Annotated in this window: 15 protein-coding genes; 3 read left to right on the top strand and 12 right to left on the bottom strand. The window is 58.8% G+C overall.

Annotation, left to right across the window (positions count from 1 at the left end; all coding sequences use genetic code 11):
- The 3 genes from IM300_RS13420 (at nucleotide 1) to nrdG (ending at nucleotide 3,630) form a co-directional block, all read left to right on the top strand.
- Nucleotides 1-573 (top strand): fructose PTS transporter subunit IIA, encoded by a 573-nt coding sequence (locus IM300_RS13420; RefSeq protein ID WP_193036921.1) that lies wholly within the window; start codon nucleotides 1-3, stop codon nucleotides 571-573.
- A gap of 368 nt (nucleotides 574-941) precedes the next feature.
- Nucleotides 942-3,080, top strand: coding sequence for an anaerobic ribonucleoside-triphosphate reductase (gene nrdD / locus IM300_RS13425; RefSeq protein ID WP_193036923.1), 2,139 nt, complete (start codon nucleotides 942-944; stop codon nucleotides 3,078-3,080).
- Between the two features lie 85 nt (nucleotides 3,081-3,165).
- Nucleotides 3,166-3,630 (top strand): anaerobic ribonucleoside-triphosphate reductase-activating protein, encoded by a 465-nt coding sequence (nrdG, locus tag IM300_RS13430; protein WP_112792389.1) that lies wholly within the window; start codon nucleotides 3,166-3,168, stop codon nucleotides 3,628-3,630.
- Nucleotides 3,631-3,661: 31 nt separating this feature from the next.
- On the opposite strand, the gene IM300_RS13435 is transcribed toward nrdG, so the two are convergent.
- The 12 genes from IM300_RS13435 to pmbA all read right to left on the bottom strand — a co-directional run bounded on the left by IM300_RS13435 (nucleotide 3,662) and on the right by pmbA (nucleotide 14,412).
- Nucleotides 3,662-5,572, bottom strand: a complete 1,911-nt coding sequence (locus tag IM300_RS13435) for a PRD domain-containing protein (protein ID WP_193036925.1) — start codon at nucleotides 5,570-5,572, stop codon at nucleotides 3,662-3,664.
- 19 nt (nucleotides 5,573-5,591) lie between these two features.
- Entirely contained in the window at nucleotides 5,592-6,728 is a 1,137-nt protein-coding gene (locus IM300_RS13440; protein WP_193036927.1) for a lactonase family protein, read from the bottom strand.
- Nucleotides 6,729-6,762: 34 nt separating this feature from the next.
- Nucleotides 6,763-7,503, bottom strand: a complete 741-nt coding sequence (locus IM300_RS13445; protein ID WP_193034037.1) for a KDGP aldolase family protein — start codon at nucleotides 7,501-7,503, stop codon at nucleotides 6,763-6,765.
- Nucleotides 7,500-8,618 carry a DgaE family pyridoxal phosphate-dependent ammonia lyase gene (locus IM300_RS13450; protein WP_193036929.1) on the bottom strand — a complete coding sequence of 373 codons (1,119 nt, stop codon included), beginning with the start codon at nucleotides 8,616-8,618 and terminating at the stop codon, nucleotides 7,500-7,502. Before IM300_RS13450 ends, IM300_RS13445 begins: the two co-directional genes overlap by 4 nt.
- Entirely contained in the window at nucleotides 8,602-9,735 is a 1,134-nt protein-coding gene (locus IM300_RS13455; RefSeq protein ID WP_193036931.1) for an amidohydrolase/deacetylase family metallohydrolase, read from the bottom strand. The genes IM300_RS13450 and IM300_RS13455 overlap by 17 nt, the downstream gene beginning before the upstream one ends.
- 42 nt (nucleotides 9,736-9,777) lie before the next feature.
- Nucleotides 9,778-10,419, bottom strand: coding sequence for a DUF4310 family protein (locus IM300_RS13460; protein ID WP_003856081.1), 642 nt, complete (start codon nucleotides 10,417-10,419; stop codon nucleotides 9,778-9,780).
- 13 nt (nucleotides 10,420-10,432) lie between these two features.
- On the bottom strand, nucleotides 10,433-11,209 hold the full coding sequence (locus IM300_RS13465) for a DUF4311 domain-containing protein (RefSeq protein ID WP_006810337.1): 777 nt from the start codon (nucleotides 11,207-11,209) through the stop codon (nucleotides 10,433-10,435).
- Between the two features lie 22 nt (nucleotides 11,210-11,231).
- Nucleotides 11,232-11,531 (bottom strand): DUF4312 family protein, encoded by a 300-nt coding sequence (locus IM300_RS13470; protein ID WP_006810338.1) that lies wholly within the window; start codon nucleotides 11,529-11,531, stop codon nucleotides 11,232-11,234.
- 2 nt (nucleotides 11,532-11,533) lie between these two features.
- Entirely contained in the window at nucleotides 11,534-11,896 is a 363-nt protein-coding gene (locus IM300_RS13475) for an SFCGS family glycine-rich protein (protein WP_006179053.1), read from the bottom strand.
- 10 nt (nucleotides 11,897-11,906) lie between these two features.
- A complete protein-coding gene (locus IM300_RS13480) occupies nucleotides 11,907-12,245 on the bottom strand; it encodes a PRD domain-containing protein (protein WP_102750472.1) in 339 nt (112 codons plus the stop codon).
- Nucleotides 12,246-12,630: 385 nt separating this feature from the next.
- The gene (gene cybC / locus IM300_RS13485; protein ID WP_063867201.1) at nucleotides 12,631-13,017 is read right to left on the bottom strand and encodes a cytochrome b562; all 387 of its coding nucleotides are present in this window, start codon (nucleotides 13,015-13,017) and stop codon (nucleotides 12,631-12,633) included.
- Nucleotides 13,018-13,059: 42 nt separating this feature from the next.
- The gene (pmbA, locus tag IM300_RS13490; RefSeq protein ID WP_131638033.1) at nucleotides 13,060-14,412 is read right to left on the bottom strand and encodes a metalloprotease PmbA; all 1,353 of its coding nucleotides are present in this window, start codon (nucleotides 14,410-14,412) and stop codon (nucleotides 13,060-13,062) included.
- Between the last annotated feature and the right edge of the window lie 62 nt (nucleotides 14,413-14,474).

Consider the following 14,474-nt stretch of genomic DNA (forward strand, 5'->3'; position numbering starts at 1 on the left):
ATGAACTTGCTTGCATTGACGCACCCCGATCTGGTTTTTATCAATCCGCCGCACCGTACGCCTGAAGCGCTGATCCGCTGGCTGGCCGAGCCGCTCGCCAGGCGAAAAATCATTAACGATGAAGCGGCATTTATCCAGAGCGTTTTACAACGCGAAAGTGAAGGTCCTACCGCGCTGGGCGAGGCGCTCGCTGTCCCTCACGGAAAAGCCGAGACGGTGCAGCAGGCGGCGTTTTGTCTGGCGCTCTTCGACGACCCGATAAGCTGGCCGGGCCTGGACGGTGATGAAGCGGTGAGAATGGTCTTTCTGCTCGCCATCCCACCAGCGGAAGCAGGCAGTACCCATATGCAGCTGCTGACGTCGCTCACCAGCCTGTTGACAGAAGACCGGGTGCGGGAGCAGCTTCTGGCGGCGCGCACCCGGGAAGAGGCATTGTCAGTCCTGAATGCTGAAGAACCGCCAGAACAGGACGATGGCCCCGATCGCTCCTTTCTCATCCCCGTGGTGCTGGGCAGTATCGCTACCGCAGCCTTTTTACAGGCAGGGTTGAGCTGGATCTGCGGGGCGAGTTAACCGTGAGGCGCTCAGCACACGCCGTGCTGAGCGCTTGTTTTCGTTGAATAATTAATCAGATTTTTCCTGCACGTATTTACAATTGCTCCAGCGCCCGCCGTTTGTACTCTCGTCTTTTTACTTTGTTCTGAATCAAAAAAATCGCAAACATGTTTGATGCAAATCACTATATGTAGCACTTAAAATGCGTCCCAACCCAACATATTGTATCTATCGTCTACAATTCCAACAACAAGACGGCGCTTACGCTGGCCGGAATTGTGGATAACACACGCTGGGAACGCGGGAAGCCTTTGGCGCGGCGGGAAATACGCCCGGTGAATACTTCCCCACCTTTGTGGATAACCTGTTTTTAATATGGAGTGATCATGACACCGCATGTGATGAAACGTGATGGCTGTAAAGTGCCGTTTAAATCAGAGCGCATTCAGGAAGCCATCCTGCGTGCAGCTAAAGCAGCGGGAGTCGATGACGCAGATTACTGCGCCACCGTCGCAGAAGTCGTTAGCAGCCAGATGCATGAACGCAGCCAGGTCGATATCAACGAGATCCAGACCGCGGTTGAGAACCAGCTGATGGCGGGGCCATACAAGCAGCTGGCGCGCGCCTACATTGAGTACCGCCACGATCGTGACGTCCAGCGTGAGAAACGCGGTCGCCTGAACCAGGAGATCCGCGGTCTGGTGGAGCAGACCAACTCTTCGCTGCTCAATGAAAATGCCAATAAAGACAGTAAAGTGATCCCGACCCAGCGCGACCTGCTGGCCGGTATCGTCGCCAAGCACTATGCCCGTCAGCATCTGCTGCCGCGCGACGTGGTCTCGGCGCACGAGCGCGGTGAGATCCACTACCACGATCTCGACTATTCGCCGTTCTTCCCGATGTTCAACTGCATGCTGATTGACCTGAAAGGCATGCTGACCCACGGCTTTAAGATGGGTAACGCCGAGATTGAACCGCCGAAGTCCATCTCTACCGCGACGGCGGTTACGGCGCAGATCATCGCCCAGGTAGCCAGCCATATTTATGGCGGGACCACCATCAACCGCATCGATGAAGTGCTGGCTCCGTTCGTGACCGAGAGCTTCAACAAGCACCGTAAGACGGCGGAAGAGTGGCAGATCCCGGACGCGGACGGCTATGCGCGTTCCCGCACCGAGAAAGAATGCTACGACGCGTTCCAGTCGCTGGAATATGAAGTGAATACGCTGCACACCGCCAACGGGCAGACGCCGTTTGTCACCTTCGGGTTTGGCCTGGGCACCAGCTGGGAATCGCGCCTGATTCAGCAGTCTATCCTGCGCAACCGCATCTCTGGCCTCGGCAAAAACCGTAAAACCGCGGTGTTCCCGAAGCTGGTGTTCGCCATCCGCGACGGCCTGAACCACAAGTTTGGCGATCCGAACTACGACATCAAACAGCTGGCGCTGGAGTGCGCGAGCAAGCGCATGTATCCGGACATCCTGAACTACGACCAGGTGGTAAAAGTCACCGGTTCGTTTAAAACGCCTATGGGCTGCCGCAGTTTCCTCGGCGTGTACGAGGATGAAAACGGCGAGCAGATCCACGATGGGCGCAACAACCTGGGCGTGATCAGCCTTAACCTGCCGCGCATCGCCCTGGAAGCCAAAGGTAATGAAGAGGCCTTCTGGACGCTGCTGGACGAGCGCTTGCAGCTGGCACGTAAGGCGCTGATGACGCGCATCGCCCGCCTGGAAGGGGTCAAAGCCCGCGTTGCGCCCATCCTCTATATGGAAGGTGCCTGCGGCGTGCGCCTGAAAGCGGACGATGACGTGTCTGAGATCTTCAAAAATGGACGCGCGTCGATCTCTCTCGGCTATATCGGCATTCACGAAACCATCAACGCGCTGTTCGGCGACAAGCACATCTATGACAGCGAGGCCCTGCGCGAGAAAGGCATCGCGATTGTGCAGCGCCTGCGCGATGCGGTAGACCAGTGGAAAGAGGAAACCGGCTACGGTTTCAGCCTGTACAGCACGCCAAGCGAAAACCTCTGCGACCGCTTCTGCCGCCTGGATACCACCGAATTTGGCATTGTTGAAGGGGTGACAGATAAAGGTTACTACACCAACAGCTTCCACCTCGACGTGGAGAAGAAGGTGAACCCGTACGACAAGATCGACTTTGAGGCGGCCTATCCGCCTATCGCGAACGGCGGATTTATCTGCTACGGCGAGTACCCAAACATCCAGCACAACCTGAAGGCGCTGGAAGACGTGTGGGACTATAGCTACCAGCACGTGCCGTACTACGGGACTAACACCCCAATCGACGAGTGCTACGAGTGCGGCTTTACCGGTGAGTTTGAATGCACCAGTAAGGGCTTCACCTGTCCGAAATGCGGTAACCACGATGCGGCCCGCGTCTCCGTGACTCGCCGCGTATGCGGCTACCTCGGCAGTCCGGATGCCCGTCCGTTTAACGCCGGCAAGCAGGAAGAGGTGAAGCGCCGGGTGAAACATCTGGGGAATGGGCAGATCGGTTGAGCCACTGCCGCATTTATGCCCGGTGGCGCTACGCTTACCGGGCCTACAATCCGCACTCACACTGTACCCGGCTTGGTTAACCGCTATGAACTACCATCAGTACTACCCCGTCGATATCGTCAACGGCCCCGGCACCCGCTGCACCCTGTTCGTTTCAGGCTGCGTTCACGAGTGCCCCGGCTGCTACAACAAAAGCACCTGGCGCCTGAACTCGGGTAGGCCGTTTACCGCTGAAATGGAAGACCGCATCATCGACGACCTGAACGACACGCGCATTAAACGTCAGGGGATTTCCCTTTCCGGCGGCGATCCGCTCCATCCGCAAAACGTGCCGGATATACTGAAGCTGGTGAAGCGCATCCGCCGCGAGTGCGCGGGAAAAGATATCTGGGTCTGGACGGGCTATAAGCTGGATGAGCTGAATGCGCAGCAGAAGGAAGTGGTGGATCTGATTAACGTGCTGGTGGACGGCAAGTTCGTGCAGGATTTAAAAGACCCTATGCTGATCTGGCGCGGCAGCAGCAACCAGGTTGTGCATCATTTGCGGTAAATGAAGGCGGATATCCTCTATCCGCCTGGCTTCAAAACCGGCTCAAACTCTCCATCGCCTCAGCCTTAAACGCTGCAAAATCCTCGCACTGGCACAGGCGCGCCATCGCGCGCTCGCGCAGGAAGGTGACGAAGATGTCGTAAATCGCCATTGCCTCTTCGTATTCGCTTTTGCTGATGGCGAGCAGGAAAATGACGTGCGCCGTTTCATCTCCCCACTGAATGCCCTGCGGGGCGAGCACGGTGTAGACCACCGTTTTTTGCGCCAGCAGGCCGAGGGAGTGCGGCAGCGCGATGCCGTCCCCGAGCATGGTGCTGACAATCGCTTCACGCTCGATGACCGAATCCAGAAACTCCGCGCCGACAAAGCCTTCGCCTTCAAGCTGCCCGCACAGTTCGCGGAACAGCGTTTGCCGATCAACGGGCTTGTCGAGAATGCGGAAATGGGTCGCGTCGAAGTATTTCTCCAGCATCCACGGGCGGGTGCGGTCCACCAGCACCAGCTTGCCGATCTGCTCCAGCTGATAATCGGTCGGGAACGGGGCGATTATCACCACCGGCTTGGACTTTTCGCTCACGCGAGCGGTGGAGATCACAAAGTCTTCACCGATGGCATCCGCAAGCTCGTACTCGCGCAGAGTAAGCGTGCGCGTCACCTCGATCTGCGGGTATTTACGCTGAAGTACCGCCTCGATCATGCGCACCATCGCGTTACCGGCGTCGCACACCAGCAGCACGCGCGGCTGGCGCTGGTAGCCGATGTTGTAGTGGCGCTCCAGCCCCACGCCGATGTGCAGCACCAGAAAACCAATCTCGTTCTCGCTGATCGCATACGGCGTGTATTTCCCCCAGCTCGACACCGCCGCGAGGGTCATATCCCACGCCATCGGGTAGTGCTGCTTGATGTTGTCCAGCAGCGGATTGGGGATCATGATTTGATAGCGCACGCGGGTGATCATGGTTTTGATGTGCGTGAGCAGATCGGCGTGCAGCTGCGCATCGCTGAGCAGGTTGTAGTTATAGTGGGTGTTGATGTAGCGCAGGATATAGTTGACCAGCGCTTCGTCGTCGTCGGCGTTAATCGCGCTGGGGGCAATCTCCTGGATCTGCCGCGCCGCGATGTGCACGCACAGCCAGCTCTCTTCCGATGGCGCAAGCGCCTTGCCCGCCAGCTCCTGGATGGCTACCGCAATATCCTTCGCCGCCTCGCGCACGTTCTCTTCCACATCTTCTGCGTGGAATTCCGGCAGCGGATACCCCTCGCTGATGCGCCGCACCGACACCGCGCAGTACAGGCGCAGGAACAGCTCGCCTTCGTCGGTCAGACGAATGTGATGGCGCGTCAGCGCATCGTGCAGCACCGGCACCATCTTTTCCGCCACGCCCGCATTCAGTGCCACGTCGGTCACCAGCGGGTTCAGGCTGTCCTGCTGCGCCAGCTCCCACAGGAGGTCGGTCAGGCAGGCGCGGATCGCCATCTCGCTGCCAAACAGCTTCATGCCGTGGCGCGGACGGGTTTCCAGCGTCAGGTTGTAGCGATGGAACCACTCGCGCACTTCCACCATGTCGCTCTGCAATGTGGCCCGGCTGACGAACCACTCGTCGGCCAGATCCTCCAGCTTAAGGGAAAATGCCGAGGTGAGAAAACGCACCACCAGATAGTGCACGCGCTCCGGCCCGGTTCGCGGAATGCGCAGCGCGCGCGGGTGGGAGGCCTGCAATTGTTGATAGCGCTGGGCATCATCAATTTTTAGCTGATAGCCGCTGCCGCGGCTCAGGATAAACTGCGCCCCGTGGCCTGCCAGCAGCGCGTTGAGGGCGGTGATGTCCGCCCGGACGGTTCGCGTGGAGACCGACAGCCGCTGCGCCAGCTCGTCCTGCGGCAGCGTCTCGTTTTGCAACAGCTCGAAAAGTTGCGCTAAACGTTGGTTCGGAAATCGCACGTCGTTGTCCTCTTACTGCTCAGGGTGAAATGACCATCTGGGATGGGCTGCCGACCGGGGTATAGTCTGGCTCGGCGCTCAGCTTGCCGTCCGGCGCCACGCGGAAACGGGTAATATTGTCGCTGCGCTGGTTCATGACGTACAGCCAGCGCCCCTGCTTATCGAGCGTCAGGGTGCGCGGATAGTCACCCCGCGTCCAGACATCGTCCTGATGCGTCAGCGTCCCTTCTGCCGTTACGGTAAAGTGCCCGATGCTGTTATGCAAACGGTTAGCGACATACAGCTGTTTACCATCGGCGCTTAGCGCCAGCCCGGCAGCAAAACTGGTGCCTTTGTAACCGTCCGGCAGAGCTGAAACGGTTTTACCCTCTTTTAGCCTGCCGCTGCTGTCCAGCGCATAATGGGTGAGCGTAGAGGCCTCTTCGTTAATCAGCCACAGGGCATCGCCTTTCGGCGTAAAGACGAAGTGGCGCGGGCCAGCGCCTTTCGAAGAGGCGCTGATAAACGGCGGATCGTTCGGGATCAGCTTTCCTGCTCGATCGTCAAAACGGTACTGATAGATACGATCCAGACCAAGATCGGTGGAAAAAACGTACTTCCCGCTCGGATCGGCGGCGATCATGTGCGCATGCGGGCCGTTATGATCGCTGATCGCGAAACTGCCCTCAACGGCAGCTTCCGGCTTCGCCGCGCCCGGTTCGCCTCGATCCTGATGCGTGTCCGTGGCGTCGCCCAGGCTGCCGTCTGCGTTAACGGGGAGCACCGCGACGGTTCCGCTGACGTAGTTCGCTACCAGCAGGTGCCTGCCGTTCGGCGTCAGGGAGAGATAAACCGGCCCGGCACCGCCGGAGGCCACCTGATTCAGTTCGCTTAGCGCGCCGTCATCGCCGATGCGCAGCGCCTGCACCACGCCCTGCTCCACTTCGCTTGCCAGATACAGCGTTTTACCGTCTTGCGAAAGGGTCAACTGCGCCGCATTCGGCAGTTTGCTCACCAGCGTTTTGTTATCGAGCGCGCCGGTTTGCGGGTCAACGGTAAAACGGTACAGCCCTTCACCGTTCGGATTATAGGTACCCACCCAGGCGTATTGCGTCTGGGCGACAGCGGCGGTGGCGAGCATTGAGAGTGAAGCGACGAGCAGGTTACGGGTGTGCATGGTGGCTCCTTTAGGTGAGGGGTAAGGTTTTATTCTACTTCACCAGCTTCTTCGTCATTTCCAGCAGCGTACGCACATCTTCCGGACGCGTATCACCGCTGGCTTTGTCGATAATTGAACTGTAGATGTGCGGGATGATTTTGCTCACGCCCGCGTCGAGGGCAATCTGCAAGATCGCCTCAAAGTTCTCCAGATCGATCCCCCCGGTCGGCTCCAGCCAGAAGTCGTGGTGGGCGCAGGCTTCCGCCACCGCCTGGTATTCATCACGGCACTTGAGGCCGCCCATCGGGAAGTACTTGATCGAGCTGCCGCCGAAGTCTTTCAGCAGAGCAATCGCCGTTTCAACCGGCACGATGCCGTCCGGCGCTTTGCTGCTCAGCGGGCCGGTGGAGATTTTCACCATGCCGACGGTCCCGGTCGGAGAGACCAGGCCGTTGACCACCGATTCATTCTGCCCCAGCAGCGCGCGGCTGGCGGCTACACCGGTAAAGACCTGGTTGACGTGCTGCGGCTGCACCTGGCGGGAGATTTCACTCACCATGGCCGACTGGTTCGGATCGCCCGCGCCCAGCCCCACGGAGAGCGCGTTATCAATCAGCGCCGCGTATTCACGCATATCCGCGACCGCGCTCGCCACGTCCGGGTAATTTTTGGAGAGCACGCCCACCAGCACGTGACCTTCCGCCGCCTCGTAAATGGCACTGGCGTTGGCCTTTGAGCCGGCCAGCACGTTCAGGCAGACGCGGTCACGGTAAAAATTGGGGGTCAGTTTCATGCGTTTTTCTCCTGTCCTAACACTTCGCTAATGCGGCGGTACACGATGTTCAGCTGGTCAGCGCTCACGCTGCGCACGTCCGCTTCGATAATCCCTTCGTTGGCCTTGTAGCCACGGAAGTAAATGGCGTATTCCCCCTGCTTCAGCTGGGCGACAAGGTCGCCAGTGCCAACGCCGGTGGTGGCTTCGTCAAACTTAATCTCGGTGCGGGCGATGTCGCGACCGGCGCTGTCCCAGACCACGCGCGCGGTGACGCCGTTCAGGGTGTTGAGTGCGTCGATAAACGGCGTCATCTTCGCCATCATCTCGGCACCACTCTCTTTGGTGGCCGTCAGGTAGTGTTCGATGGCGCAGGTCAGGCCGAGGATCCCCTCTTTACCCACCTTCATCGCGCGGCCAATGCCCGCCGTCTGGCGCTTCACCCACTCAACGTACTGGGTTTTGCCGATCACCAGGCCGCTGGTTGGCCCCTCGATCGCCTTCGCGCCGCTGTAAATCACCAGATCCGCGCCGGAACGGTAGTACGCGTGCAGATCTTCTTCCGCCGCGGCATCAACGATCAGCGGCAGGGAGTATTTACGCGCCACGACCGCGGCCTGCTCGACGCTGAGCATGCTTTTCTGCACGCAGTGGTGGGACTTGATGTAGAGGATCGCCGCGGTGCGCGGGGTGATGGCCGCCGCCAGCTGGTCGGCGGAGCATTCGTTGGCGTAGCCCGCTTCCACCAGCTTGCCGCCGCCCAGCGCCACCATGGTGCCGACCGGCGCGCCAAAGTTAACGTTATGGCCTTTCGGCAGGACGATTTCATTGTTCTCGATTGGCGTGACGTGCAGGTTTTCCAGCAGCCAGTCGCTGTCTTTCACCAGCACCGCCGCCACGGACTGGGCTATGCCTGCCGACGCGCAGGAGACCACCGTCGCGCCTTCCACATCCAGCAGCTTCGCGATGTATTCCCCGGTTTTGTTAACCAGATCCTTCATCTCGAAATAGTGATTCATGCCGTCCATCGCCGCCTGCACCACCTCCGGGCGCGGCGTGGAGACGCCCAGCGCCGTCATGCGGCCAGAGGTGTTGATAACCTGCTTTAAATTATACTTCTCATAAATCGAAGGCATGTTCCGTGCTCCCTTGTTCGGTCATGTAGCCCTTGCCCGCGCGGATCGCGGCAAGCGGCACCAGAATGTGTTCAGCTTGCAGACTGTCGTTTTCAGCGTCCGTCAGCACCGTTGGCTGGCGTTTAATCGTGAATAGCGTCAGGTCGGCGTCGAGGCCAGGCTGAATGCGGCCCTTGCGCGTCAGGCGCAGGCCGTCTGCGGCGTTCGCGGTGACGCAGTCAATCACCTGCGGCAATGACATGCCGATGGCGAGGAATTTCGACATCACGCTTGCCAGCGAGCCGACCGGGCCGTTGATGCGGTTGCGGCAGTAGATATCCGAGCTGATGGTGTGCGGCAGAATGCCCATCGCGATGGCGCGTTTCGCCACCTCAAAGCTGAAGCTCGCCGTGCCGTGGCCGACGTCCAGACGCACGCCGCACTTCAGGGCGGAGGTGATGGAGGCGCGCAGCTCGCCGGAGGGCGTCAGAATGCGGTTAGGCTTGCCGTTGTAGCAGTGGGTAATGATGTCGCCCGAACTCAAAAGTTCAGCGATTTCATCGAGGTTCGGCGGGTTATTGCCGATGTGCACCATCAGCGGCAGGTCGCCATTCTCTTTCTGGATCGTTTTGGCGCGCTCCAGCGGCGTGATGCCATTCTCGCCGACCACGCTGCTGCTCATGCGCGCCTTCAGGCCGACGATGAAATTCGGGTGGCGCTTCACCGCCTGCTTCACCGCATCGGCGTCAATGTTCGCCATGTTGGCCAGCTCGTTCTGGGCAATCAGCCCCACGCGGGAGATGTTCAGCAGGGCAAAGACGTCGGTGGAGGCTTTGCGGGTGATTTGGTAAAAATCGTCCACGTCGTCGGCACCGGTACTGCCCGCGTCCACCACGGAGGTGACGCCGGTGGCAATGCCCACGCTATCCGGCTCGTCGTGGTAAATCGGGGAGTTCGGGTAGCAGTGAACGTGGGAGTCAATCCAGCCCGCGCTGACGTACACGTCACCGTTAAGCTCAACCGTTTTACGGGCGGGATCGTCAATTTCGCCCGTCGCGGCGATCTTCCCGTCCTGAATGGCGATATCGGTCAGGGTATCGTCGGCGAGGCGCGCACGGCGCAGGAGTAAATCAAACATGGGGTTCTCCTGATAGGGCGGGCGCTGATGCGCCCGCGGGTATTAAAGGGCGACCGGGAACAGCCAGCCCAAAATCATTGCGCCGAGGATGGCGCCACCGGTAATCGGCTTCTGCCAGATGTAGAACAGCAGCGCGCCCACCAGCGAACCGACGCCGATTGGAATGGAGGCGGTCATGGCGCTGAGGATAATCAGCGGCCCGAGGAAGCGGCCAGAGGCGTTACCCGCGCCCATCATCACGTCAGCCCCGTAGGTGGAATTACTCTGGTTGATGGTGAACTTACGCGCCAGGATGATGACGTAGCCAATCGCCAGACCAATCACCAGGCCGGTAATCAGCGAGGCAATGAAGTTGGTCACCGGGAACATGATCCCCGCGCCCAGCAGCAGCGCCGGTACGCCGAGGCCCACGCCGGTCTGGATCGCCCCACCGATATCAAGAATACCGACCAGCGATCCTTCGATAATACGGGCGAACAGGAAGCTCGCGCCGAACGCCGCCACCGCGCCGTAGACGCCGGTATCGATTCCCGCTTTCAGCATCGCCACGAAGGCCACTTCGTTAAACGCGCCGATGCCGTAGAGGTAGTACATGTGCGTCCCGGCGAAGACGCCGGAGGAGAGCAGGCCAACGAAGATCGGGAACGACCAGTCGGCATACCAAAAACCTTTATTCTGTTCCATGTAGAGGCTCCTGTTATTTACCGCTGAGCGAGTTGTGGATCATGTCGAGCCAGTTCGGCACGGTCAGATGGAAGGATTCGATCATCTTCATGTCGAAGCCGCGGAAGAAGCCGCTCAGCACGAACAGCAGAACGATTGCCGCCATCATCACTTTGGTGACATGGTTCCAGCCGCTCTCCTCAACGCCTTTACCGATCAGGATGCCGAGAACCAGACCCGGTACGGCGTTCCCCATGATCAGCTGCGCCGCGCCGCCAAAGATGGTGGCCCAGAAGCCCGATTTTTTACCCGCGTCGATGGCCGCCAGCCAGAAGATCACCGGCATTACGGTGTTGACCAGCAGGTTCGCGGCAGGCACCAGCACCTTCACGGCGGTGACCTGAAGTGCGGCCGGCACGGAGGAAGCGGTCAGGTTAAGGAAGGTCACGACGATCATGCCGATGATGCCGCAGGCAATCGCCATTTTGCGGGGATCGTGCAGCGTTTCGCCGACGTTACGGTTTTTAATCATCAGCGCGGCAGCACCCCAGTTCGGGATGATGCGGTGGTCAACGTCCTGTGTGAAGGCACCTGCGGCCACGGAAGAGGCCCAGGCGTTAAAGAAGAAGCCTAATCCAAAGGAGAAGTGGGAGGCCGGATCCCCTTCGCAGGAGTTCAGTTCCCCCAACGTACGAAACGCGCCCATACCCTGAGTGGTAGGCGCATGAAACATGCGTGCAGCCCCGGCTCCCACACCGACGCCAACCAGGCCGCCAATGATGAGCGATTTTATTAATATAATTAAGAACATCAGTCTGCCCTTTTATGAATAATCAGCGTTGCGTGACGAAATCCACCTGGTCGAGATTGATGGCAGTCACGTTGACGGTCACATCCAGCTCCACGCTGTAGGTGCGTCTTTCCCGGCGCAGAAAGAAGAACAGAAACGCTTCTTTTCGCACCGCTTCTTGCGCCTGAACAACCTGCACATCCTGTGGCTCAATACGCAGTAAGATATGCGGTGAGGCTTTCATCACCGCGGCCTGAACGTGGTTGAGCGCGTCGGCAAAGGCGCGCGCTTTGGCGTCGCCCTTCCCCTTCACTCTCACCGTGGTTGTGAACTGTTCTTTCATGCTTATGCGCCGTGCTTCTTCTGCCACGCCTGTACCAGACGCTCGCCCAGCTCTTCTTTATCCATAAAGCCAAAGCCCAGCACGTTGCAGCCTTCGTTGATGGCGGTCACGCCCTCATCCACGGAGCGCATGCCGTATTTGGCCTTGTAGCCATATTTGGTTTGTGCGGTGATGGCGCCCGCGCCGCCGCTGCCACAGAAGGAGATGCCGAAGGTGGCGTTTTCCGCTTTCATCACGTCACCGAGCTTCATGTCTGCCGCCATGCCCGGTACGACAACCGCGCGTCCACCGGCTTTTTCCACACCCGCAGCCACTTTCTGACCTTTACCCAGGCGATCGCCAATCACGACTGTAATCTGTTCCATGTGTTGCTCCTTAAAGGTTGTCTTTCGCGACTTCGAAGTGAACGGAGAGCAGCCAGGCCTCTTCATCAGGAAGGTTGCCAAACTGCGCTACCACTTCACGGGCAAGTTGCATTGAATCTGGTGAAATTTCGTCGAAAAGCTCTGCTTCAACCTCCGGCAGCGGCTCGCCGGTCACGGACCGGTGCGCCATTGCGCGAACGTGGGAGGTCAGCATCTGCTCCTGTACCGCGTTGGGGATGATGTTGTGCCGGGCCAGCAGAGCATAAACCTGCTGAAGCATGGTGTTCGCGAGCTGCTCAGTCTGCACCGCCTGTTCCCCAACGTCGTTCATTACCGCTCCGTTACTCACTCGTCTTACCCCGTTAATGGCTCTGGAATAAAACTAACGTTGCAGGTGCAGGGTTTGTAGCGAGTTGTTTTCCACTTCGAAGTGGAAAGGCGAGCCGCGGCAGTGATCTGTGCCACATAAATGCGGTGAATCTGGATAAATCGCTGTATTTGCGTGATGAATATCACGCTATCTGGCGGCAAATAAGGGGTATGCAAAGCGGAAAAGATTACGAGCGGGCTCGTAGAAATGTGATGTGGATAAGGTTTTCTTATGGGGATTGGGTAGAGTGGCTGCGGGTGCTTGAGACTGACCGTCTCAGGCATGGGACGGAAAGGAGCAAGGATGCGGGGGCGCGTAATGCGCCTCCGCATACGGAGAAAGGACGTACAGCTCAGGCACCCAATTAACGATACTTTTTGTGATACGCGTTGCGGGTCGCCGCAAACTGGTCGGCCGCCGCCTGGGCTTCTTTGACTTTGCCTTCGTTAGCCAGCTTCAGCGCGCCGTCGATCTGGCTGACCAGCACATCAAAGCCGTGACGATAGTCTTTCATCTCGGCGCTGTCTGCTGCTTTGCTTTCCAGCTTCGGCGGCGTCGCTTTTTGCGCGTCCAGCGCCGCTTCACGCATTTTGGTCAGCGCGTCCTTCATCTCGGCGGCATTGTCGGTTTTCTGCACCACCTTCAGATTTTCACTGAGGATGTCCATGTTGTCTTCGAGATCGGCAGCAAACGCGGACGAGCCAAGAACCAGCGTTGAAGCCGCGACGATCGCTAACAGGTGTTTACGCATTGCTCACTTCCTTTTTTATTATTAAACACGCTTTTACGGGTATTACTGACCGGCGATTTTCATCTCCGGCAGCAATACAGAACCACACTGAATATTGCTGCGTGTTTCAATATCGTTACCGACCGTAACAATATTGCGCCACATGTCCTTGAGGTTGCCGGCGATGGTGATTTCGCTCACCGGATACTGAATTTCACCGTTTTCGACCCAGAAGCCTGCCGCACCGCGAGAATAGTCTCCGGTGATGCCGCTCACGCCCTGCCCCATCAGCTCGGTCACCACCAGGCCGGTGCCCATCTCTTTCAGCATCTGCTCAAAGTTCAGGCCCTGTCCGGCAATGCGCCAGTTGTGGATCCCACCCGCGTGCCCGGTGCTTTTCAGCCCCAGCTTGCGCGCGGAGTAGTTGGTCAGCAGCCACTGGGTCAGCACGCCGTCTTTAATGATATCCCGGCGTTCCGTGCGCACGCCTTCGCTGTCGAACGGCGTAGACGCCAGCCCTTTCAGCAGGTGCGGATGCTCTTCGATGGTCAGCCATTCCGGCAGGATCTGCTTGCCCAGCGAGTCGAGCAGGAAGGTCGATTTACGGTACACCGAACCGCCCGCAATCGCCCCCACCAGATGACCAAACAGGCCGGTCGCCACTTCATTGGCAAAAATGACCGGGGCTTTCATGGTGGAGAGCTTACGCGGTGAGAGGCGTGACAGCGTGCGTTCGGCACACTCTTTACCTACCCACTCGGGAGACTGCAAATCCCCCAGCGCGCGGCCAATGGTATACGCGTAATCGCGCTCCATATCGCCGTTCTCTTCGGCGATCACGCAGCTGGACAGCGAGTGACGGGTTGAGCAGTACCCCTGCAACATGCCGTGCGAGTTACCGAACACTTTGATGCCGTAGTGGCTGTTAAAGCTGCCGCCTTCGGTGTTGGTGATGCGTTTGTCGGCCTGCAAAGACGCCTGCTCGGCGCGCGAGGCCAGCTCAATGGCTTCGTCCGGGGTCACTTCCGCCGGATGGAACAGATCGAGATCCGGCGCGTCAAACGCCAGCAGCTCTTTATCGGCCACGCCAGCGTAAGGATCCGGCGAGGTGTAGCGGGCGATATCCAGCGCCGCCTGCACCGTCCGGGCGATGGCATCCGGGCTGAGATCGGTAGACGACGCGCTGCCTTTGCGATTCTGGTGATACACGGTGATCCCCAGCGCGCCATCGCTGTTAAATTCTACGTTCTCCACTTCGCCATAGCGGGTGCTCACGCTAATGCCGGTGGTTTTGCTGACCGCCACTTCGGCGCCATCTGATTTGCCTGAAGCGAGCGTCAGCGCGGTGGAGACGGCTTCTTCCAGGATCTTACGCTGCGCTTCAACTTGTGAGGTTACTTTCATCGCAAATGCCATACTGTAAGAGAGAGTTAAGTGAAGTCTAACAGAGAACCGTTTTTCAGTGCGCGTCTTAACTG

The organism is Enterobacter cloacae complex sp. I2, assembly GCF_014896205.1.
In the GTDB taxonomy this organism is placed as follows: Bacteria; Pseudomonadota; Gammaproteobacteria; order Enterobacterales; family Enterobacteriaceae; genus Enterobacter; species Enterobacter quasihormaechei.

Coding starts and splice junctions, on each gene's coding strand:
- IM300_RS13460 (WP_003856081.1), bottom strand. CDS start 10,419: ATGGAACAGAATAAAGGTTTTTGGTATGCCGACTGGTCGTTCCCGATC.
- cybC (WP_063867201.1), bottom strand. CDS start 13,017: ATGCGTAAACACCTGTTAGCGATCGTCGCGGCTTCAACGCTGGTTCTT.
- IM300_RS13470 (WP_006810338.1), bottom strand. CDS start 11,531: ATGAAAGAACAGTTCACAACCACGGTGAGAGTGAAGGGGAAGGGCGAC.
- IM300_RS13465 (WP_006810337.1), bottom strand. CDS start 11,209: ATGTTCTTAATTATATTAATAAAATCGCTCATCATTGGCGGCCTGGTT.
- IM300_RS13455 (WP_193036931.1), bottom strand. CDS start 9,735: ATGTTTGATTTACTCCTGCGCCGTGCGCGCCTCGCCGACGATACCCTG.
- IM300_RS13440 (WP_193036927.1), bottom strand. CDS start 6,728: ATGCACACCCGTAACCTGCTCGTCGCTTCACTCTCAATGCTCGCCACC.
- IM300_RS13475 (WP_006179053.1), bottom strand. CDS start 11,896: ATGGAACAGATTACAGTCGTGATTGGCGATCGCCTGGGTAAAGGTCAG.
- IM300_RS13450 (WP_193036929.1), bottom strand. CDS start 8,618: ATGCCTTCGATTTATGAGAAGTATAATTTAAAGCAGGTTATCAACACC.
- nrdG (WP_112792389.1), top strand. CDS start 3,166: ATGAACTACCATCAGTACTACCCCGTCGATATCGTCAACGGCCCCGGC.
- nrdD (WP_193036923.1), top strand. CDS start 942: ATGACACCGCATGTGATGAAACGTGATGGCTGTAAAGTGCCGTTTAAA.
- IM300_RS13420 (WP_193036921.1), top strand. CDS start 1: ATGAACTTGCTTGCATTGACGCACCCCGATCTGGTTTTTATCAATCCG.
- pmbA (WP_131638033.1), bottom strand. CDS start 14,412: ATGGCATTTGCGATGAAAGTAACCTCACAAGTTGAAGCGCAGCGTAAG.
- IM300_RS13445 (WP_193034037.1), bottom strand. CDS start 7,503: ATGAAACTGACCCCCAATTTTTACCGTGACCGCGTCTGCCTGAACGTG.